General features: G+C 34.5%; 22 protein-coding genes. 13 read left to right on the top strand and 9 right to left on the bottom strand.

The features are described 5' to 3' along the window. Nucleotides 1–59 precede the first annotated feature (59 nt). The 3 genes from C4S35_RS07735 to C4S35_RS07725 all read right to left on the bottom strand — a co-directional run bounded on the left by C4S35_RS07735 (nucleotide 60) and on the right by C4S35_RS07725 (nucleotide 2845). Nucleotides 60–839: a CbbQ/NirQ/NorQ/GpvN family protein gene (locus C4S35_RS07735; RefSeq protein ID WP_091204659.1), complete on the bottom strand. Its 780-nt coding sequence runs from the start codon at nucleotides 837–839 to the stop codon at nucleotides 60–62. 132 nt (nucleotides 840–971) lie between these two features. Beyond that, complete coding sequence (locus tag C4S35_RS07730; RefSeq protein ID WP_103999635.1) at nucleotides 972–2399, bottom strand: cbb3-type cytochrome c oxidase subunit I; 1428 nt, start codon at nucleotides 2397–2399, stop codon at nucleotides 972–974. An 11-nt stretch (nucleotides 2400–2410) separates the two neighbouring features. Further along, a complete protein-coding gene (locus C4S35_RS07725) occupies nucleotides 2411–2845 on the bottom strand; it encodes a c-type cytochrome (RefSeq protein WP_103999634.1) in 435 nt (144 codons plus the stop codon). Between the two features lie 306 nt (nucleotides 2846–3151). Between C4S35_RS07725 and ric the strand changes: the two genes are divergently transcribed. The 8 genes from ric to C4S35_RS07690 all read left to right on the top strand — a co-directional run bounded on the left by ric (nucleotide 3152) and on the right by C4S35_RS07690 (nucleotide 9404). Continuing rightward, nucleotides 3152–3883: an iron-sulfur cluster repair di-iron protein gene (ric, locus tag C4S35_RS07720; RefSeq protein WP_103999633.1), complete on the top strand. Its 732-nt coding sequence runs from the start codon at nucleotides 3152–3154 to the stop codon at nucleotides 3881–3883. Between the two features lie 39 nt (nucleotides 3884–3922). Then, on the top strand, nucleotides 3923–6034 hold the full coding sequence (locus C4S35_RS07715) for a ribonucleoside triphosphate reductase (protein ID WP_103999632.1): 2112 nt from the start codon (nucleotides 3923–3925) through the stop codon (nucleotides 6032–6034). Between the two features lie 102 nt (nucleotides 6035–6136). Next, on the top strand, nucleotides 6137–6301 hold the full coding sequence (gene nrdD, locus C4S35_RS15495) for an anaerobic ribonucleoside-triphosphate reductase (protein ID WP_131477748.1): 165 nt from the start codon (nucleotides 6137–6139) through the stop codon (nucleotides 6299–6301). Beyond that, nucleotides 6246–6974, top strand: a complete 729-nt coding sequence (locus C4S35_RS07710) for an anaerobic ribonucleoside-triphosphate reductase activating protein (protein ID WP_244175212.1) — start codon at nucleotides 6246–6248, stop codon at nucleotides 6972–6974. The genes nrdD and C4S35_RS07710 overlap by 56 nt, the downstream gene beginning before the upstream one ends. 55 nt (nucleotides 6975–7029) lie before the next feature. Beyond that, complete coding sequence (locus C4S35_RS07705) at nucleotides 7030–7479, top strand: CopD family protein (protein ID WP_103999630.1); 450 nt, start codon at nucleotides 7030–7032, stop codon at nucleotides 7477–7479. 11 nt (nucleotides 7480–7490) lie between these two features. Continuing rightward, complete coding sequence (locus C4S35_RS07700; RefSeq protein ID WP_103999629.1) at nucleotides 7491–7955, top strand: hemerythrin domain-containing protein; 465 nt, start codon at nucleotides 7491–7493, stop codon at nucleotides 7953–7955. Nucleotides 7956–8018: 63 nt separating this feature from the next. Then, on the top strand, nucleotides 8019–8453 hold the full coding sequence (locus tag C4S35_RS07695) for an RrF2 family transcriptional regulator (protein ID WP_103999628.1): 435 nt from the start codon (nucleotides 8019–8021) through the stop codon (nucleotides 8451–8453). Between the two features lie 81 nt (nucleotides 8454–8534). Beyond that, nucleotides 8535–9404, top strand: a complete 870-nt coding sequence (locus tag C4S35_RS07690; protein WP_208618874.1) for a DUF6602 domain-containing protein — start codon at nucleotides 8535–8537, stop codon at nucleotides 9402–9404. A 222-nt stretch (nucleotides 9405–9626) separates the two neighbouring features. Here the strand turns inward: C4S35_RS07690 and C4S35_RS07685 are convergent, their stop codons facing one another. After that, a complete protein-coding gene (locus tag C4S35_RS07685; RefSeq protein WP_103999626.1) occupies nucleotides 9627–11441 on the bottom strand; it encodes a hypothetical protein in 1815 nt (604 codons plus the stop codon). Between the two features lie 371 nt (nucleotides 11442–11812). Here C4S35_RS07685 and nadA point away from each other — a divergent pair, with 371 nt between their 5' ends. The 5 genes from nadA to C4S35_RS07660 all read left to right on the top strand — a co-directional run bounded on the left by nadA (nucleotide 11813) and on the right by C4S35_RS07660 (nucleotide 16871). Further along, the gene (gene nadA / locus C4S35_RS07680) at nucleotides 11813–12742 is read left to right on the top strand and encodes a quinolinate synthase NadA (RefSeq protein WP_103999625.1); all 930 of its coding nucleotides are present in this window, start codon (nucleotides 11813–11815) and stop codon (nucleotides 12740–12742) included. After that, the gene (gene nadB / locus C4S35_RS07675; protein WP_103999624.1) at nucleotides 12742–14265 is read left to right on the top strand and encodes an L-aspartate oxidase; all 1524 of its coding nucleotides are present in this window, start codon (nucleotides 12742–12744) and stop codon (nucleotides 14263–14265) included. Before nadA ends, nadB begins: the two co-directional genes overlap by 1 nt. 157 nt (nucleotides 14266–14422) lie before the next feature. Beyond that, nucleotides 14423–15016 (top strand): Crp/Fnr family transcriptional regulator, encoded by a 594-nt coding sequence (locus tag C4S35_RS07670; RefSeq protein ID WP_103999623.1) that lies wholly within the window; start codon nucleotides 14423–14425, stop codon nucleotides 15014–15016. A 1-nt stretch (nucleotide 15017) separates the two neighbouring features. Further along, nucleotides 15018–16250: a hypothetical protein gene (locus tag C4S35_RS07665; RefSeq protein WP_103999622.1), complete on the top strand. Its 1233-nt coding sequence runs from the start codon at nucleotides 15018–15020 to the stop codon at nucleotides 16248–16250. Nucleotides 16251–16316: 66 nt separating this feature from the next. Next, on the top strand, nucleotides 16317–16871 hold the full coding sequence (locus tag C4S35_RS07660) for a fasciclin domain-containing protein (protein WP_103999621.1): 555 nt from the start codon (nucleotides 16317–16319) through the stop codon (nucleotides 16869–16871). Nucleotides 16872–16944: 73 nt separating this feature from the next. Here C4S35_RS07660 and C4S35_RS07655 read toward each other — a convergent pair whose 3' ends face one another. Genes C4S35_RS07655 through C4S35_RS07635 form a run of 5 tightly spaced genes read right to left on the bottom strand, consistent with a single transcriptional unit; the run spans nucleotide 16945 to nucleotide 20318 of the window. Further along, complete coding sequence (locus C4S35_RS07655) at nucleotides 16945–17316, bottom strand: group III truncated hemoglobin (RefSeq protein WP_103999620.1); 372 nt, start codon at nucleotides 17314–17316, stop codon at nucleotides 16945–16947. Between the two features lie 9 nt (nucleotides 17317–17325). After that, on the bottom strand, nucleotides 17326–17622 hold the full coding sequence (locus tag C4S35_RS07650) for a cupin domain-containing protein (RefSeq protein ID WP_146059527.1): 297 nt from the start codon (nucleotides 17620–17622) through the stop codon (nucleotides 17326–17328). Then, a complete protein-coding gene (locus tag C4S35_RS07645) occupies nucleotides 17619–18386 on the bottom strand; it encodes an ABC transporter permease subunit (RefSeq protein WP_103999759.1) in 768 nt (255 codons plus the stop codon). Before C4S35_RS07645 ends, C4S35_RS07650 begins: the two co-directional genes overlap by 4 nt. Then, nucleotides 18379–19092, bottom strand: coding sequence for an ABC transporter ATP-binding protein (locus tag C4S35_RS07640; protein WP_103999618.1), 714 nt, complete (start codon nucleotides 19090–19092; stop codon nucleotides 18379–18381). The genes C4S35_RS07645 and C4S35_RS07640 overlap by 8 nt, the downstream gene beginning before the upstream one ends. Further along, nucleotides 19089–20318 carry a nitrous oxide reductase family maturation protein NosD gene (locus tag C4S35_RS07635; protein WP_103999617.1) on the bottom strand — a complete coding sequence of 410 codons (1230 nt, stop codon included), beginning with the start codon at nucleotides 20316–20318 and terminating at the stop codon, nucleotides 19089–19091. Before C4S35_RS07635 ends, C4S35_RS07640 begins: the two co-directional genes overlap by 4 nt. Nucleotide 20319 lies beyond the last annotated feature (1 nt).

Raw genomic sequence — 20319 nt, 5'->3', positions numbered from 1 at the left:
GGGAATGATTATTTTTTTATTTATAGCTCTCTAAATTCCCCCTTCGGGGGTTAGAGGGCTTATATCATCAAATCACACAAATCCTTCAATGCTTCCACCGTTTGTAAATCATCGGTTAACGGTTCTACAATAGCCACATGAACCGACAATCGTTTTGGAAGACCAGAATGAATAATTTTAGCGGCATCCACTAAAAGTCGGGTCGAAACGGTTTCTGTCAACCCCAATTCGGTTAGGTTTCTGATTTTGTTTCCAATGGCTACCAGTTTTTTGGCAACATCAGGATCAACATTCGTTTCTTTTACCAAAATTTCAATTTCAATTTTCGTTTCCGGATACTCAAAAGAAACGGCAATAAATCGCTGACGAGTCGATGGTTTTAGCTCTTTAAAACCTCTTTGATAACCGGGATTAAAAGAAGCAACCAACATAAAATCGTCATGCGCTTTTACGGTTTCGCCTAATTTGTCAATGAATAATTCCCTTCTATGATCCGTCAGGGAGTGAATGGCTACAATAACATCTGGCCGCGCTTCGGCGATTTCATCCAAATAAATAATCGCTCCTTCTTTTACGGCAGTGGTCAATGGTCCATCCAGCCAAACTGTTTCGGCACCTTTAATGATAAATCGTCCAATTAAATCCGTTGATGACGTTTCTTCGTGACAACTAATCGTGATGATTTTTTTATCCAAATGATGTGCCATGTATTCCACAAAACGGGATTTTCCTGTTCCAGTTGGTCCTTTCAACAGGAAAGGAATTTTGTTTTTATAGGCGTGTTCAAAGACCTCTTTTTCTTTGCCTACCGCGTGATAATATGGGATATTTACTAACATTTTTATTATTTTAGAAAAAAACCAGAACACGATAACTATTGTTTTTTCGGAAATGCAATTCTAAAAAACGGTGGTTAAAGCATTCTGGAAATTTTATTTTAAGTATTCCGTTACACAAAAAAGGTTTCAGTTTTAAATCACTGTTTTTCCTTTTTTCTCACTTGTTCCTGTTAGATTTTCAATTACAGTGCCATCGATTTTATATCCATCTGCTCGATGTCCATGATTGTCTGCTTCAAGAGCTTCATCTGTAGGTCTTCCGTATTTAATAAAATCAAAAATAAACAGACCAATTCCTATTGTAAACATGGTAGCACAAATAAGAAGCACTACAAAATGGATACTGATTTCGCTTTGAACAACCATGAAATCCATTTTCATTTTTCGCTCCATATACACTTGAGCAACTCCTGCAACACCAAAGGCTACCGTCATCCCCAAGATTCCAATATTCGATAACCAAAAAGCCATCATACCTTGTGCGCTTTCGTAACGTTTACGCCCCGTTAAATTGGGTAAAGCATAACTAATCATCGCTAGAACAATCATCGCATAAGCGCCCCAGAATGCATAATGAGCGTGCATTGCAGTTACTAAAGTTCCATGCGTATACAAGTTTGTTTGTGGCAATGTATGTGCAAAACCAAGTAATCCAGCACCTACAAAAGAAACGATAGCTGAACCGATTGTCCAGAATAACGCGATTTTATTTGGATGGCTTTTTTCCCCTTTTCTGTACATATTCACAGCAAATAATGCCATCGCTAAGAAAGCCAAAGGTTCCAAGGCTGAGAAAATACCACCAACGATCAACCAAATTTTATTTACTCCAATGTAATAGTAGTGATGCCCAGTTCCCAAAACTCCGGAAAGGAAAGTTAATCCAACAATTACGTACAACCATTTTTCGATAACTTCTCTGTCCACTCCAGTCAACTTGATCAATAAGAACGAAAGGATACCTCCCATAATTAATTCCCAAACACCTTCAACCCACAAGTGAACCACCCACCAACGGAAAAAAGAGTCCATTACCTGGCTGTCAAACCAAATCATTCCGGGTATATAAAGCAACGCTGCAAAAAACAATCCCATTGATAATACTAGAGCCGTTGTAGTTTGGCGTTTTCCTTTATAAAGTGTACCCAAAATTATGAATAAGAACAACAGTACATTTATGACTACCAAATAGTCTAATTCTCTTGGAATTTCAAGAAATTTTCTTCCTTCCCAATGGTTGAAGTGAAAGCCAATTATAGTAACAACGCCCACAATGGCTAATGAAATCAGTTGAACATAAGCCCATTTCACGCTTATTAATTCGCGTTGCGCTTCTTCAGGAATAATGTAATATGCCGCACCCATAAAACCGGTTAATAACCATACCACCAACAAATTAGTATGCACCGCTCGTGCCACGTTAAAAGGAATAATTTCATGTAATCCTTGGATTCCTATTCGGTCAAAGCCCATGATAAAGCCATAGACAATTTGCAGCGAGAACAAAAGCATGCACAATGCAAAAAACCAGTAGGCTACTTTCTGTGATTTATATTTCATTTTTAAAAATTTTAATTATTTTCTTTAGCTAAAGGGGAAACGATGCGGTCGAAACCATTTAAATCTAATTTTCCAATCCATTCGAAATAGGCAACCATGGCATTGGCATCCGCTTCATTCATTTTATAAGCCACCATTTTTCGCCCATTTGGTGCCCAAGGAATTGGCGACATCAAAACCGCTTTGATGTACCCTTCGCCACGACGCTCCACTACTTTTGTTAACTCGGGAGCATAATAGCCTCCTTCGCCCATAATAGTATGACAGCCCATACAATTGTTGGTCTCCCAAATTTCTTTTCCTCTCACTACTTCTTTAGTAATCTTACTGTAGTTTGTTTGATCATTCCTTGGCATGAACGAATAAATAGTCAGTCCTATAAAGATTAAAAAGGTGACTAATGTTCCTCCTAAAAAAAATGCTCTTGCCTGTGATTTTGAAAGCATAAGTATTTGTTTTTGTTTGTTAATAAATTTACTCTAATTCTAATAAAAGACAAAAGTGTCTTTTATTTGTTTGTTGCAAATTAATAACTTTAAAAAAAGCTAAAACATGATATAAATCATCTTTTTATTATTTTTTAAATTATAACATTAATATTAATTAAAAATGATTTTAAAAAAATACATACTCCTTATAATTAGCACTTTATAAATAAAATTAAATTAAAAAATTAATTAAGGATAAATTTGTCTTTTATTAAAAATAATGATTATTTTTGTATAAATAAATTTTAATCGAAAACAGATCTTATGGAAACTTTAGAGAAAATAACAATTGGAGAATACGTTGCAAAAGATTTTAGAACCGCAGCAATATTTTCAAAATATGGAATAGATTTCTGTTGCAAAGGCAATAGAACAATCGAGGAAGCTTGCGAAAAAAAAGGCGTTGATACGGATCAATTAATGAACCAGATAAACACGGTTTTGGCAACCAAAAATGACAGTGCTATTGATTTTAAAACATGGCCTTTGGACTTGTTGGCCGATTATATTGAGAAAACGCATCACCGTTATGTAGAAGAAAAAACGCAAATTTTACTTCCTTTTTTAGATAAACTGTGCAAAGTACATGGCGCAAATCATCCTGAATTATTCGAAATCAATGAACTCTTTATTGGTTGTGCAGGCGAATTAGCGCAACACATGAAAAAAGAAGAACTGATGCTGTTTCCTTTTATCAAAAAAATGGCAAAAGCAGCGCTTGCAGAGGAACAAATTGCGAAACCACAATTTGGAACTGTTAAAAACCCAATTGCCATGATGATGCAAGAGCATGAAACCGAAGGCGATCGTTTTGTTAAAATAGCAGCATTAACCAATAATTATACGCCACCGGCCGATGGTTGCAGTACGTTTCGTGTGACTTATGCCATGTTAGCTGATTTTGAGCAGGATTTACACAAACACATTCATTTGGAAAACAACATTTTGTTTCCAAGCGCGATGCTTTTAGAAAAAAAATTCTCCGAACAAGAATAAAATACACTCCAATTCTATAATTTAAAATCATCACGTGCTATGGAAAAATATGTTATCAAAAGAAACGGCGAATACAAACCTTTTGAGCTTTTCAAAATAAAAGACGCAATTGAAAAAAGCTTTCAGAGTGTTTCCATAGCATTTGATGAAATTCTTTTCGAAAAAATTATTCAGGATTTACAATCCAAAGAAACCTGGGCCGTTGAGGAAATTCAGGATTTAATCGAGAAAAACCTTTTTGAAAAACAATATTTCGAAGTCATGCGTTCCTTTATGTTGTTTAGACATACTCGCAAATTGCAACGCGAACATGTAAATGGCTTAAACGAAGACACCACTTATGTTGACAGCACGCAAACCATCGAAGAATACATTGAACAAACGGATTGGCGCATCAATGCAAATGCCAATACCTCCTACTCTAATGCGGGATTGGTCAACAATGTTGCCGGAAAAATTATTGCTAATTATTGGCTCGATAAAGTATATACAAAAGAAGAGGGTTATGCGCATCGCAATGGCGACATTCATATCCATGATTTGGATTGTTTGACCGGATATTGTGCCGGTTGGAGCCTGCGGGTGCTGCTCAACGATGGTTTTAATGGTGTTCGCGGACGCGTGGAAAGCAAAGCGCCTTCGCATTTTAGAGAGGCTTTGGGACAAATGGCAAATTTCCTTGGGATTTTACAAAGCGAATGGGCCGGAGCGCAAGCCTTCAGTTCGTTTGATACCTATTTGGCGCCTTATGTTTTCAAAGATGATTTGTCTTTTGAGGATGTCTTGAAAGCCGTTCGCAGTTTTGTTTACAATTTGAATGTTCCGGCGCGTTGGGGACAATCGCCTTTCACAAATATTACTTTGGACTGGGTTGTTCCCGATGATTTGAAAACCCAAATTCCAACGAAAAACGACTTTCATTTTTTCGAAAATAATTTTGATTATGATCTCTTATTGCGAGCTAGGGAAAGAGGTGTTACAAAAGTAACCGAATTGCGTTACGAACATTTTCAAAAGGAAATGAACCTTATCAACAAAGCGTATTACACCGTAATGACCGAAGGCGATGCCAACGGACAACCGTTCACTTTCCCTATTCCAACAGTAAACATTACCGAAGAATTTGATTGGGATGGCGAAAATACCGATTTACTATTTGAAAATACAGCCAAAATCGGTTCTTCTTATTTCCAGAATTTCATTGGAAGTCAATATATTTTGGATGAAAATGGCAATAAAACAGAAAACGAAAATGCGTATAAACCGAATGCCGTTCGCAGTATGTGCTGTCGTTTACAACTCGATTTAAGAGAACTGTTAAAACGAGGAAACGGACTTTTTGGAAGTGCGGAAATGACAGGAAGCATTGGCGTAGTGACCATTAATATGGCGCGTTTGGGTTATTTATTCAAAGGAAACAAACAAGAATTATTCAAACAATTAGATCGGTTATTATATATTTCTAAATCTACTTTGGAGAAAAAAAGAGTGTTTATCCAAGAAATGTACGACCGAGGTTTGTATCCGTACACCAAACGGTATTTACAGCATTTCAGAAATCATTTTTCGACCATTGGTGTAAACGGAATGAACGAAATGATTGCAAATTTTACCGGAAATCAAGACGCTATTACTTCATCGTCAGGAATCGAATTTGCATCAGAAATCTTGGAGCATATTCGGAATCGAATGAAAGAATTCCAGGAAGAAACCGGAAATTTATACAATCTGGAAGCCACACCAGCGGAAGGAACTACCTACCGATTTGCCAAGGAAGACAAAAAACGTTTTCCAAACATTATACAAGCCGGACAAGGAGACAATATTTATTATACAAACAGTTCCCAGATTCCGGTGGATCACACCGAAGATCCTTTTGAAGCGTTGTTTTTGCAAGATGAATTACAATGCAAATATACTGGAGGAACGGTTTTACACTTGTATATGAGTGAAAAAATCAGTTCTCCCGAAGCCTGCAAACAGTTTGTGAAGAAAGTGATATCCAATTTTAAATTGCCATACATTACCGTTACGCCCGTGTTTAGTGTATGTCCAGTTCATGGGTATTTGAATGGTGAACACGAATATTGCCCGAAATGTGATGAAATTCTAATTGAAGAAAAAAGTTCAAAATTTAAAGTTGAGTTATAAAACTTTAAAACCATTAAGAAATTAAGTTTCATCAAGCCAAATCACACTTAAATTTCTTAATGGTTCAAAAAATAATTTTAATTTTTTAAACCATAAAAAAATATGAAAACAGAAACTAATCCTATTTTAGAACAAAACCAACATTTGAGAACAAAATGTTTAGTATACACAAGAGTAATGGGCTATCACAGACCCGTAGAAAGTTTCAATATTGGAAAAAAAGGAGAACACAAACAGCGAACTCATTTCAGTGAAGGAAAATGTTAGTAAACCCATTTACAGCATAACGCCTTTTACTTTATTAGATTATGCGCATAAATCAGCTTGCATTCTTTGGTTTGCAGGCTGTAATATGCGTTGTTTGTATTGTTACAATCCTGAAATTGTGCTTGGAAAAGGAACAATTTCATTCGAAAAAGTGCTCACTTTTCTTCATTCCAGAAAAAATTTGCTGGACGCGGTGGTTTTTAGCGGAGGCGAATGTTTATTGCATAAAAACAGCATTCAACTCATAACCGAAGTTAAAAAAATGGGCTTTTTAGTAAAAATTGACACCAATGGATCACGACCTGAAGTTTTGCAACAATTACTTGAAAATCAATTGATCGATTATGTGGCGCTGGATTTTAAAGCCATGCCTATACATTTTGAAAAGATAACGCAGTCCAATCTTTTTCTCCCTTTTGAAAAATCGTTGCATTTATTATTAGAAAGTGGGCTTCCGTTTGAAGTTCGCACCACGGTACATTCAGATTTGATAGATACGAATCACATGCAAGCCATGATACGATATTTAGAACAGCAAAACTATCAGGGAAATTATTACATCCAGCATTTTGTAAATGGAGCGAACACGTTAAAAAAATTGGGCTATTCTGTTAGGGAATTGGAAAAGGAAAATCTTTCAAGCGCACGCATTAAAGTACATTTTAGAGGTTGATTCTAAAGTAAAGTTGCTGACAAAAGCGTATCTTTAAAAACAAATAAAATTTTACATGAACCATCATTTTTTGTTAATTATCCATCTTTTAAGTGCTACAGTTTGGGTTGGCGGCCATTTGTTGTTGGTCTTTGGTCATTTGCCACAAGCCCTTAAAGAGAAAGACCCGAGCATTATTTTAAATTACGAAAAAAAGTATGAGCCTGTAGGAATGACAGCATTGGTTTTACTGGTCGTTACCGGAATTTTAATGGCGTACAAATACGGCGTTAGCATCGAATATTGGTTTCAGTTTGCCACTCCTGTTGAGAAAGTAGTTTCAACAAAATTACTTTTATTGTTTTTGACGGCAGCCTTCGCCTTGAGCGCACAGTTTAGGGTAATTCCCAAACTTAAAAATAATCCAGACAAATTGCCTGAAATGGCTTTTCACATACTATCCGTAACGACAATTGGTGTATTGATGCTCATTTTTGGCTCTTACATCCGTTTTGGCGGGTTTTAAATTTATACCTCATGATATCAAATAAACCATTAAAAAGAGCTCCGGAACTACAACCTTTAAGCCACGATCATCATCATGGTTTGCAATTGTGTTGGAAAATACGAACCGGTTTTTCAAAGCAAATTGAACCCGATCGCATCAAAAAATATTCGGACTGGTTTTACAAAACGCATTTAAAACCGCATTTCGAAATGGAAGAAAAGTACGTCTTTCCCATTTTAGGTGCAGAAAACGACCTTGTAAAAAGATCGTTGACGGAACATCGTCGTTTGAAACGTTTATTCAAGCAAACTACCAATATAGAAAAGTCTTTAGTACTCATTGAAGAAGAATTGGAAGCACACATTCGTTTTGAGGAACGCATTTTATTTGTTGAAATTCAAAAAATAGCCACCCAAGACCAATTGGCTAAAATTAAAGAAATTCATACTGAAGAGTCTTTTACAGAGAATAACGATGATCCTTTTTGGATTTAAAAAATAGCCAACACAAAGAATAAAGGATAGCACTTATTTCTATAAATTTGTAAAAAAACAATTATGTTTTCTAAAACCTGTGAATACGGAATTCGCGCCACCATTTTTATAGCATCCGAATCCTATCAAAATAATAGAGTTGGGCTTAGAGATATTGCTAAAAAAATAGATTCTCCCGAGGCCTTTACGGCCAAAATTTTACAGATACTATCCAGGAATAATATTATCCATTCTATTAAAGGAGTTGGTGGCGGATTTGAAATTCCAAAAGAAACCATGAGCCAAATAAAACTATCCCAAATTGTAACGGCACTAGATGGAGATCGCGTTTTTACCGGTTGCGGTCTAGGATTAAGTCACTGCTCCGAAGATCACCCTTGTCCAGTTCATGATAAATTCAAGGCTATCAAAAACGAATTGGCTTTCATGCTCGAAAACACCAATCTGGAAGAATTAGCAATGGGAATAAAATCAGGAGATACTTTCTTGCGGTATTAACCAAAAGTAATCTTATATTTACAAAATAAAGCCATCCGGTTTTGGTTGGATTCTAGCCAATCTATGGCTGGTATATAAAAGTTGGCAATTATTTTAAACGGAACAATGAGCAATTTAATTTTTAATAAAATTTTAGAAGAAAAGATAGAATTCTTTAAGTACTCTTTTAAGGAAACATCTCGCAATATATTCTATTCCGAGAAATTAAATCGTTTAATTCATCCTGGTGAATTTGGTACGCACCGAGAGCAAATTTGTAAAGATTTTTTAAGATCAATAATTCCTATGAGATTAGATATAGGAAGTGGCTTTATTATTACTGATAAAGGTGACGTTAGCACACAAATTGATCTGATTATTTATGATAGAAACAATACACCTTTAATAGAAAATAGCGAAAGACAGAAGTTTTATACTGTTGAAACAATTACTGGTATAGTTGAAGTCAAATCTGACCTCAGTAAAAATGATCTTAAATCTGCATTAAATAAATTAGCTAGAAATAAAAGATTAAAAGAGAATATGTCAAATCCTGTTAAGATTAAAAGGGATAATGAAGGTATGTTTGACGCTATGAATTATCCTTATGACAATATTTTTTCAATTCTCATTTGTAATAAACTAAATTTTAACATAGATAATATTAGTGCAGATATTGACGATCTATATGATGACGACATACAACCTTGGCAAAAACACAATCTAATATTAAGTCTCGAAGATGGTTTATTAGCATACTACGATGATAATAAAAAATCTATAATGTACCCTTATCTTAATGTAAAATTAAAGAATAGATTTATTAGACCAGACAAAAATATAAATTCACATTTTTATTTTGCTAGTTCTTATATTTTTATGGGAACTACAAGTTCTAGTATTTATTACCCAGAAATCACTGACTATATAAATGATAGTTTTAATGGTGGACTAAATTATGATCAACAATAAAAACCCGACAGCGCGGTTTTGTAGCCCCGATGTCACGGATTTGATAGCGCGGATTTGAAATCCGTGTCCCCAAACATAAGCAACAACAACAATAATTAAAGTTATTATTTCTTCATCCTTTTAAAATAAAAACTCTTTACGGACTTATCAAAAAACCCTCTTCACCTTTCGAAAAACGAATGTGAAGAAGGTTTATTTTTTAAAACTACATTGAAATATACTTTATGTCAATTTCAATTCCGGAATTTTAATACCAAACAATTCCTCTTTATAAAAATGCAACAGGTATTGTGTACTTTGATTGTTGTTTTCAGCAGCATCCGATGAAGAGAACAGAGATTGATAATACCCGATTCCTTCCGCCAAATTATTCTTGAACAAGTTCCATTTTTTTATTTGCGGTGCCGTAATTTCGGCAGAAACCGTTACAATTTCGTTCTTTAAATAATCCAAATACATTTTCAATTCTTTGACAAACATATTCGGACGATTGGTGACAGTCAACACCGAAGTGTTTCCATAAATGTGCTGCACCATTTCAGAAAGTGAAACTTCATGGTCAAAATAAGCCATATTAGGCCCAGGACAAATGACAACACCTTGCGCCTGTCCTTTAATCTTAATGTCATTTTCCAGATAAGAAGCATTGGCTAAACCAACACAAAGACAGGATTTTTCGGTGATTTTGTTTTTAGCATTTTCGAACATTTCGGCAGTCAAAGTATCTTTCTTACTGTCTAATTCCTCTAATTTTAAATCTTGGAATTTTTTGGAAGCAGAACAAATTCCCTTTGCCCCGTATTCTTTGCTTAACGCCAAAAACTTTTTCGGACAAGAACTTCCTGCATTATTATCATGAATACGTTTTTCCTTTAAGTGCTCATTAGTTGTTCCTCTCAAGGTATTAAAAGGAATTCCCAAAGGAGAAATATGACTCAGGTATAAATCTTCTTCTTTGGCTTTTGCCAATAATTTACGAGTTGCTTCATCTACAGAAGTGGCTTCGGGAACCAATAAAAATGGAGATCCCCAACCTACAGAATCCACATGATAATAATCCAATAAAAAGTCATGTTCTTCGGCTGTACCAACTCCGCCCTGAACAGTAATTTTTAATTCCAATGGCTGTTCCGGAACGTGCATTCCCTTTTGCGCTAAAGCTTTCACCATTAAATCATGCGCAGACTGGATCAATTGTTCTTTTTTCTGTTTGAATTCTTCCAAAATAGGACCTAACAGATACCCATCAGTAGCAAAAGCGTGTCCGCCACAGTTCAATCCGGATTCAATTCGGTATTCAGAAACCCAAAGTCCTTTTTTGGCCAAGAAGTTCCCTTGAATCATTGCCGAACGGAAATCGCTCACTTTTAGAATTATTTTCTTCTTTAAAGTATTATTGCTGTCCGGGAAAAAGACATCGAAATTTTCGAAATAACTGTACAATCTTGGATTCATTCCTGCCGAAAGTACTACAGAAGAAGTTAAGTTGCTATTGGCAAAACCACGAAGTGAAGCATGAGCATCATTAAAAGCTACCGGTAATTGTTCGTCTTTAATGAAATTGTCCTTATCGACTTTGGTCATAATATTTACATCAATGGCACCCGCGCTCAAATTATTTTCAAGATAATTTTTGATATTTTCTTTAAAGGCAATTCCGTCATCCATTAAATTCTGAAGTCCTTTTTTTATCTCCGACTTGTTGGGCAACATGGCAATATAATTCTCTAACGCCAATTTACTTTCAGCCAGTTCATTCTTAAAATTCTCGAATTTGTCTTTTACGATTTTGTCTACCAAATTTAGATACGACGTAATGCGCTCTGCACGATAATCGTGCATTTTTTGAGAAATCTCCTGATATGGAAGGCTTAATTTTTCGCTGTAAAAAGCATTCATTTTTTCTATCAGATCATCATCTATAATCGAAATCACAGAGGATATCCCATACTTTGCCACTCGAATTGGACTGTCTATTGTGTAAGCAAGTCCCATCACGGGAATATGAAAAGTATGTAATGGTTTAGTTGTTGTCATGCATTAAATAATTTATTAAATAGATCACAAATATCGTAAAAGGGAATAGTTTAAAACCTGATAAATATCATATCCAGTAGCCTGTTATTAAAGTACTTTTATAGCTTTTAAAGCAACTTAAAAACAGAAAAATAAGAAATACTGCGAAAGGGTTGAAAGTCTTTTTTTTTGTGTCGTTAGGCACTAAATATAGGTAGTAATTAGGTTTTAAATTTGGTAGTGTATACCCTACAACACGCTAAATCTGTTCTAATTCATTTCTCTACTGAAATTCAGTGCCTAACGGCACATTCCAACCGTTGATTAGCATAAATACCTGATTTTAAATTTAGCAGTAGCATTTAAATAGTAAAACCAGAAAAATTAAAAGTATGAATAGTCTTAAAGAACGAATATTGGCATTAAAAAAAGAGAAAAATGCGGTTATTTTAGCCCATTATTATCAGGAAGCCGCTATTCAGGATGTAGCAGATTATGTGGGAGATAGTTTAGGATTGTCAATAGAAGCCATGAAAGCAGATGCAGATATTATTCTTTTTGCCGGCGTCCATTTTATGGCCGAAACCGCAAAAATTTTAAACTCGACCAAAAAAGTAATTTTACCCGATTTGAAAGCAGGATGTTCTCTTGCCGAATCCTGTCCTCCTGATTTGTTTCAGAAATTTATTGACCAGCATCCCGATCATATTGTTATTACCTATGTAAATTGTTCTGCCGAGATTAAGGCGTTAAGCGACATTGTTTGCACGTCATCTAATGCGGTAAAAATCGTAGAAGCAATACCAAAAGACACTCCAATTATTTTTGCTCCAGATAAGAATTTAGGAAAATATATCATCAGCAAAACGGGGCGTGACATGTTACTTTGGGACGGTTCTTGTGTGGTACATGAAGCTTTTTCTTTGGATAAATTAATAGAAGTCCACAAACTGCATCCCGATGCTAAAATCATTGCGCATCCCGAATCTGAAACGCATATTCTGGAAACCGCCAGTTACATTGGTTCGACAGCCGGAATGATTGATTACGTAAAAACAAACCCAAACAATAAGTTTATCGTCGCTACTGAAGCGGGAATTCTTCACAAAATGCAACAGGAAGTGCCACATAAAATATTGATTCCGGCTCCTGCAAAAGAGGATAATACCTGCGCTTGCAGCGAATGTGGCTACATGAAAATGAATACGTTACAAAAAGTTTATGACTGTTTGCTTCATGAAACTCCCGAAATTATCGTTCCGGAATATATTAGAAAAAAAGCATTGCTTCCTATTGAACGAATGCTAGAATTATCCAAATAATGATTACTACGAATTACTTAATCATTGGTTCAGGAGTCGCCGGATTGACTTTTGCCATAAAAATTGCAGATTGTTTTCCCAACAAAAAAGTGACTATTGTAACCAAGTCAAATGCCGATGAATCCAATACAAAATATGCGCAAGGCGGGATTGCCATAGTTACTGACGAAACCGAAGATTCCTATCAAAAACACATTGACGACACCCTCATTTGCGGTGATGGTTTGTGTGATGTTGAAGTCGTTAAAATAGTTGTTACCGAGGGCCCAAAACGATTAAAAGAACTCATAGCATGGGGCGCCAAATTTGATAAAACTGCCAAAGGAAATTTTGATTTAGGCAAAGAAGGCGGACATTCCCAAAACAGGGTTGTACACCATAAAGATCAAACCGGCCAAGAAATTGAACGCACTATTTTAGACCAAGTGCATCAAAAAGGAAATATTACGGTTTTAGATCACCATTTTGCACTGGATCTGATCACAGAAGATAATCAGTGTCTGGGCGCTTTTGTTTTAAATCAAAAAACAAATGAAATTATCACCTTCCAATCTGATTTTACGATTCTTGCCACTGGCGGAATTGGGCATCTTTACGGACACACCACTAATCCTATAATTGCAACAGGCGATGGAATTGCGATGGCTTTTCGGGCGAATGCGACCATTAAAGACATGGAATTTATTCAATTTCATCCTACCGCATTGTACGACACTTCCATTGGATCGAAGTTTTTAATTTCGGAGGCAGTTAGAGGTTTTGGAGCGTATTTGCGCACTAAAAACGGCAATCGATTTATGCTCGATTATGATAAGAGAGCGGAACTGGCTTCTCGGGATATTGTTTCTCAAAGTATCGATTTGGAACTCAAAAAATCAGGTGACGAATGTGTTTATTTAGATTGCACACATTTGGATTTAGAGGCTTTTATGAAACACTTTCCTATGATTTACGAACGATGCAAAAGCATTGGAGTTGATATTACAAAAGATTGGATTCCGGTGGTTCCAGCTCAACATTATCTTTGTGGAGGAATTGTAGTTGATAAAAACGGGAAAACGGCTATCGATAATTTATTTGCTTGTGGAGAATGTTCCAGAACTGGTTTGCATGGCGCGAATAGACTAGCATCCAACTCTTTGCTGGAAGCTTTGGTGTATTCGGACAAAATTTATAATTATTTGGTAGACACTACTTTAAAAAAAAAGGATTTAAACCCTATTCTTTCCGATTGGAAATTAGGCAAAAAACCTAAAATAAGTTCCGATTATATTGTGAAGATAAAAACCGAATTGCAACTTTTAATGCGTCAAAATGCCGGAATTGTGCGTTATGACAGTGATTTGCTTAAAGCAAAAGAAAAACTGATGCAATGGCAAGACGAAGTAAAAACAATAAGCAAAAACAATGAAATTTGTAGCGAGCTTTACGAATTGTACAATATGATTACTATTGGTAATTTAATCGTTCAACAATCTATAATAAGAAATGAGAATAAAGGTAGTTTTAAGAAAAATAATTAATTATAAATACCATATCGTTAAAAAAACAAATAAAAAATAATTAATTCCACTTTTTTATGATTTAAATCATATGGAAAATTATTGTACATTTATAGGATTATTGGTCTGTTTTTAATTTATGTATAGTTCAGAAGAAAAAAAATAATTCAAAAAAACCATGCAAATAGACATAGATTTACTTTTCTCCTGGGGTGCTGTAGCCAAAAAATACAAAAAAAATGAAATCATTTTTGATGAGGATGAAGTGGCTCACTTTTATTACCAAATCATTGAAGGAAGCGTCAGAATGTTTAATTCTAATGATGAAGGAAAAGAGTTTACACAAGGTCTTTTTTGTAAAGGAGAGAGTTTTGGCGAACCACCATTATTTATTGATCAGCCTTATCCATCAAAAGCAATTACTATTCAGGACAGTACAATCATAAAGTTATCGAAAGACAAATTCTTAAAAATTCTTGACGAATATCCGTCCATTCAAAAATCCTTTTTGCTTTTACTTGCAAACAAAATCCATTCTAAATCAAACACTTCAAAAGAGATTATAAATCAAAAACCCGAGTTTAGAATTGTCGCTTTTTTGAATACACACAAGAAAAAATCCGAATGCTGTAACGAGAAAGTATTAATTCCTTACACGCGGCAGGAAATTGCAAATTTCACCGGTTTGAGAGTAGAAACAGTGATTCGCGTTTTATGCAAGATGAACACTTGCGATAAACTAGAGATTGTCAATCATAAAATATATTATTAGGATGAAATTAAATATAAAGTTTTGGTTAAAATTATCGTTGTTGAATCTCTGTATTGTAGCCACATTAGGCGTTTTGATGCGTTATAAAATTGGTTTCGAATTTCCTTATTTAGACCAAAAACACCTGCAGCATTCCCATTCCCATTTTGCATTTTCCGGTTGGGTCAGTCATACTTTGATGACTTTGATGGTCTATTACCTTCAAAACAAAACAGCTTATTTTCAAGTAAACAAATACCGAAAAATAATTATTGCCAACTTGATTATTTCTTATATAATGCTAGTCTCTTTTATTATTGAAGGCTACGGACTGTTTTCTATAATAGCGTCTACAGCTTCTATTTTTATTTCTTATGTTTTTGGCTATTATTACATAAAAGATTTAAGAAAAATAGACAGCGATTTATTATCTACATATTGGTTCAAAGCCGCTATTTTTTTTAATATCATTTCCTCATTCGGCACATTTTATTTGGCTTACATGATGGCGAGTAAGAATATTGTTCAAGATTATTATTTATCTTCTATCTATTACTTTCTTCATTTTCAATACAATGGTTGGTTTTTCTTTGGTGGTATGGGTCTAATTTTTGGATTCTTAAACTTAAAAAAATCAGAAAATCCATTTTACGAAACATCCTATAAACTATTAGCAGTTGCTTGTATTCCGGCTTATTTTTTATCAACGCTATGGCAGGATTTACCCGTTTTACTCTATATACTTACCGTTCTTGCTGCAATAGTTCAGGTTTTTGCCTGGTTTAAACTTCTTTATATTTTAATACCGGCCAAAAAAGATTTTTTGAAAAACTTCTCCCCATTACTGCGTTACATTTTGCTCATTGCAACTGTAGCATTGAGTATAAAATTATTGCTTCAGTTGGGTTCCACCGTTCCTGTTATAAGTGATTTGGCTTTTGGTTTCAGACCCATTGTAATTGCGTACTTGCATTTAGTTTTATTAGCCGTAATTAGCTTATTTTTATTGTTTTACATTTATGCCAATCACCTGATATTTATCAGTAAAAGAATAAAAATTGGATTGTTCCTGTTTTCAATTGGCGTTTTATTAAACGAGTTAGTTTTGGCCGTTCAAGGTGTTGCATCGTTTAGTTACACCATTATTCCTTATGTAAATGAGCTTCTTTTTGCGGTAGCAGTCATTTTGCTTTTCGGAATAGGATTCACAGCTTATTTTTCTATAAAAAAAGTCAAAAACAATCCTCCTTTATGATTTCACTCATATAATAAAGCGTTGATAATAAAGTACTTTGTTATACAAAACTTAAGTAACCTTATTATGAAAAAATCTATTCAATTATTATTAGTCGTTAGTTTCTTAGCTGCATTTAGCTGCAAACAAAACAGTGCTACTGCGGCTCCAACGACCACAGAAGAGACACCTTCTCAAAGTGTGGGACAATCTGCCGTGAAGGACGATTCATCTAGTCCAAACATTGTTCAAACGGCTTCCGGAAGCAAAGATCACACTACTCTTGTTACAGCAGTAAAAGCGGCCGGTCTGGTTGACGTTTTAAGCAATGCAGGCCCATTTACCGTTTTTGCTCCAACAAATGCCGCTTTTGATAAACTTCCAAAGGGAACCGTTGAGGGATTATTAAAACCCGAGAAAAAAGATGATTTGAAAAATATATTAGAATACCACACTTACGTTGGTACGTTAAAAACAGAGTATATGCAGGACGGCCAAGAGTTTGAGCAAGTGAATGGCGGTAAAGTAAAAATCACCAAAAAAGGAGACAAAGTATATGTAAATGGTTCCGAAATAGTAGCATCTATCACAACATCAAATGGAATTATCCATGTAATAAATGAAGTATTGCTTCCTAAATAAAATTATTAATTCTTCTTACTCAGTTGAAAAAAGCGTGAATTAACAGTTCACGCTTTTTTTTATAAAAGTATTTTTAACCTAATGTTTTATACATCATGGCCGTTGCTATATTTTCAGCTCTTTGTTTTATTTCCTCTGCTTTTTCCCCAGCAAATAATTCATCAACTGTTTCATCAAACAAGGCATTCCAATGCTGGAAATGAGCTTTGGTCATCGTACTTTTCTGATGTAATTCTTTGTGTTTAGCCATAGGATTCCCGACAAAATCACCTGTAGAAAACATAATATTTTCCCAGAAATCATACATTCTAGGCAAATGTTTCTCCCAGTTCACATGAGCAACTTCTGTGAAAAAATAACCAATTTTGGTATCGATTTTTATTTTACCGTAAAAGGTATTTATGAGTTTCTCGATGTCAGCTCTGTTCTTTATATCTGTTTTCATTTGGAGATTTTATCCTTTAAATAATAAACACAAACTGTCTTCGATAGCTTCAACGGAATGAAGAACTGCGGCCGGAATATCTTTTTCATCATATAAAAAGAGTTCTTCTTGTTGATTTTGCTCTTTATAGATCACATTCCCTTTTATCACTAATAATTTAGCAGGAATATCTGTTTTATGTTCTTTGAGTATCATTCCTTTTTTGAAAGCAATAACTATCACTTTACTGCAAGAGGTGTTCTGTACAACCTGCGCCACCGGGTTTACGGCGTTTTCTAATTTCTGAAGAATTTCTTTAAACATCATAAATCTTTGTTTTTAAATTTTATTAATGATATGAAAAACGGAATAATTACCCAAGAGCATAATAACAGAAATGAAATTAACAGTCCTAATGAAGTGCCGAAAGAATTTTTGAAAATAGCTCCTGTATAACCCATCATTGCTGATGCGTCAAGTTGTAATAAAATTTGAATTCGGGCTAAATCAATTGGACTTAACGCCGTTACGGCAACCATTGCTTTTTCTATGGGATAATCTGAAAATTGGAACAATAAAAACAATACAATTCCATCAAAAAGCAAAGCAAAATACAACCAGCTCATTATGGCAATTCCAATTCCTTTTGATTTATCTCTTGTAAGAATAGAACTCAAGAACGCCAATGCCACAAAAACCAGCGAAATCAAACATCCTACAACCAGCATCATCAACCCGACAGAATCTGCCGAGTACACTAATAACGGTATTCCCGCACCAATAAAAAAGGCCAAAATCATTGACAAAGACAATCCAAGAAACAAACTCAACCATATCTTTTTTCGTTTAATAGGCTGGCTCAATAGAAGTTCTATAAACTCGGAACTATTGTATAAATAGATGGTCGCAAAAAGGATAGAAACTAACGGAACGGTAAATAAAATTATATTCAAAATGGTAAGCAATCCTTTGGCAGAGTTATCTTCTAACCCAAATGAGCTCCATGAAAGTATGCCCAAAATTATAGTATATGCTAATATAATTTTGTTTTTTAAAATATCTAAAAAAATAATTCTGATAATTCTATTCATTGCTTTGGCTTTTGAGAATTTTTGCAATTGCTTTTGATATTTTTTGTTCATTAGTCGATTCCAGTAAATCAGCAATCGTTTTATGAAAATGAACTTTTCCGTCTTGCATGAAAATAATCTGCGTAATCATATCGTCTAATTCGCTTAATAGATGGGACGTAATCAAAATGAGTTTGCCCTTTTCTTTCTCTTTAATAATTTTATCTTTCAATATTTCGGAAGCCAAAGGATCTAAACCTGCCGTTGGTTCATCTAAAATCAACACCTCAGGATTAAATAAAAAAGCTAATGTAGCACTCACTTTTTGGGTCGTTCCTCCGGAAAGTGTCCGCATTTGTTTGCCAAATATTTTTTCGAGGTCAAAAGCCTTTAATAAATCTTCGTCCAAAGTCTGATTTGAATTTCGGATTTTTTTAATCATTTCAATAATTTGACCAATAGTCATATAATCCGGATAACGTCCAATTTGAGGCATATATCCTATTTGTTCCCGATACAAATATTCTTTGAGTATAGACTTTTCATTAAATAAAACATCGCCTTTGGTAGGAATTACCATTCCTAAAATAGTTTTTATCAACGTCGTTTTACCACAACCATTAGGTCCAATTAGTGCAATGCATTCTCCTTTTTTGAAAGTAAGATTCACATCGCTTAAAACTTCTAATTTTCCGAATTTTTTGTTTAAATTTTTTATTTCAATCATAAAGCTAAAGAATGCATTAAGGGGGAATTATCAATGAAATTATCGGGAGTGATACTAGGCAAAATCTTTTCTGATTTATCCAGAAGTGTGATCATGAAACTTCGAAAAAGTAACATGGCAGAAGGATTGGTTTCGGTAAGCACCGCAAATAAACTCAAGGGATGAAAAGGGACATCGCCCACTCCATTTTTGTCTAAATCATAGCCTTCATATTTATCCCAATAATTATTGTTGAATGTATTGAGGACCAAACTTCCATTGGTACTTATATCAAAAGTATTGCCTAAAAAATTATTGTTTTTTATTACATTATCGGAGCAACTCGCCAGGATTTTCATTCCCCAACCATTAGCTTCAAAAACATTTTTTTCAACTTGAATTCGGTTGGTTCCTTCCATGTGAATTCCTGAAGTGTTTTTGCTGAATTTGTTTCCAATAATATAACTGTCTGAGATTTCTTTTAGGAACAATCCGTAAGCGGCATCGCCCCAGTTTTCTTCAAAAAAATTATTAAACATCTTCACGTTTTTGGTGAACATTACGGCTACACCGGCTCCGTTATTCTTGAAAATATTGGAAATATACGCATCATCATTAGAAAACATAAAATGCAAACCGTAGCGAATATTTCTGGTTGAAATATTCCTCCAGATTATCGAATTGGTTACAAATTCAAAATAAATCCCATCTCGATGTCCCGAAATAGTGTTACCAATAATTTGCAGGCTGTCACTTTTCCAACAATGAATTCCATTTCCTAATTTTTGTTCTTCTGTTCCGTACGCAACAAGTCTATTATTTTTAATGATACAACGCCTTCCATTTTGAATGTAAATTCCAAAGAAATTATCATCCAGAACATTGTTTTGAATAACAACATCATTCCTGTTGTATACTTTTATTCCGCAAGGATCTTCTAATGTAGCATAACCAGATTTTATAACTTTAAAACCATCTACAACTACGCTATCCGCTTTAATAGAAAGTACTTCATATTTTTTTTGCCCATCTAAAACAGGTAAGTTTTTACCCAGAAAGACAATCTTTTTATTGATGATTATATTTCCTTCCTTATACAATCCTTGATGAACCATTATTGTATCTCCAACTTTAGCTAAAGAAATGGCTTTTTTAATTGATTTTATAGGTTTAGTGGGACCTACTTCAATCACATTGGCATAAAGTAAAGAAGAAAACAACAAACATATATAGAGAACTATTTTCATT

The organism is Flavobacterium urumqiense (genome assembly GCF_900108015.1).
In the GTDB taxonomy this organism is placed as follows: domain Bacteria; phylum Bacteroidota; class Bacteroidia; order Flavobacteriales; family Flavobacteriaceae; genus Flavobacterium; species Flavobacterium urumqiense.
The sequence above is the reverse complement of the archived record's forward strand: the minus strand, read 5'-3'. Positions and strand labels throughout refer to the sequence as shown.

Excerpts from the sequence above, each read along its gene's own strand:
- C4S35_RS07735 (WP_091204659.1), bottom strand. The coding sequence starts at position 839 with ATGTTAGTAAATATCCCATATTATCACGCGGTAGGCAAAGAAAAAGAG.
- C4S35_RS07730 (WP_103999635.1), bottom strand. The coding sequence starts at position 2,399 with ATGAAATATAAATCACAGAAAGTAGCCTACTGGTTTTTTGCATTGTGC.
- C4S35_RS07725 (WP_103999634.1), bottom strand. The coding sequence starts at position 2,845 with ATGCTTTCAAAATCACAGGCAAGAGCATTTTTTTTAGGAGGAACATTA.
- ric (WP_103999633.1), top strand. The coding sequence starts at position 3,152 with ATGGAAACTTTAGAGAAAATAACAATTGGAGAATACGTTGCAAAAGAT.
- C4S35_RS07715 (WP_103999632.1), top strand. The coding sequence starts at position 3,923 with ATGGAAAAATATGTTATCAAAAGAAACGGCGAATACAAACCTTTTGAG.
- nrdD (WP_131477748.1), top strand. The coding sequence starts at position 6,137 with ATGAAAACAGAAACTAATCCTATTTTAGAACAAAACCAACATTTGAGA.
- C4S35_RS07705 (WP_103999630.1), top strand. The coding sequence starts at position 7,030 with ATGAACCATCATTTTTTGTTAATTATCCATCTTTTAAGTGCTACAGTT.
- C4S35_RS07700 (WP_103999629.1), top strand. The coding sequence starts at position 7,491 with ATGATATCAAATAAACCATTAAAAAGAGCTCCGGAACTACAACCTTTA.
- C4S35_RS07695 (WP_103999628.1), top strand. The coding sequence starts at position 8,019 with ATGTTTTCTAAAACCTGTGAATACGGAATTCGCGCCACCATTTTTATA.
- C4S35_RS07685 (WP_103999626.1), bottom strand. The coding sequence starts at position 11,441 with ATGACAACAACTAAACCATTACATACTTTTCATATTCCCGTGATGGGA.
- nadA (WP_103999625.1), top strand. The coding sequence starts at position 11,813 with ATGAATAGTCTTAAAGAACGAATATTGGCATTAAAAAAAGAGAAAAAT.
- nadB (WP_103999624.1), top strand. The coding sequence starts at position 12,742 with ATGATTACTACGAATTACTTAATCATTGGTTCAGGAGTCGCCGGATTG.
- C4S35_RS07670 (WP_103999623.1), top strand. The coding sequence starts at position 14,423 with ATGCAAATAGACATAGATTTACTTTTCTCCTGGGGTGCTGTAGCCAAA.
- C4S35_RS07665 (WP_103999622.1), top strand. The coding sequence starts at position 15,018 with ATGAAATTAAATATAAAGTTTTGGTTAAAATTATCGTTGTTGAATCTC.
- C4S35_RS07660 (WP_103999621.1), top strand. The coding sequence starts at position 16,317 with ATGAAAAAATCTATTCAATTATTATTAGTCGTTAGTTTCTTAGCTGCA.
- C4S35_RS07655 (WP_103999620.1), bottom strand. The coding sequence starts at position 17,316 with ATGAAAACAGATATAAAGAACAGAGCTGACATCGAGAAACTCATAAAT.
- C4S35_RS07650 (WP_146059527.1), bottom strand. The coding sequence starts at position 17,622 with ATGATGTTTAAAGAAATTCTTCAGAAATTAGAAAACGCCGTAAACCCG.
- C4S35_RS07645 (WP_103999759.1), bottom strand. The coding sequence starts at position 18,386 with ATGAATAGAATTATCAGAATTATTTTTTTAGATATTTTAAAAAACAAA.
- C4S35_RS07640 (WP_103999618.1), bottom strand. The coding sequence starts at position 19,092 with ATGATTGAAATAAAAAATTTAAACAAAAAATTCGGAAAATTAGAAGTT.
- C4S35_RS07635 (WP_103999617.1), bottom strand. The coding sequence starts at position 20,318 with ATGAAAATAGTTCTCTATATATGTTTGTTGTTTTCTTCTTTACTTTAT.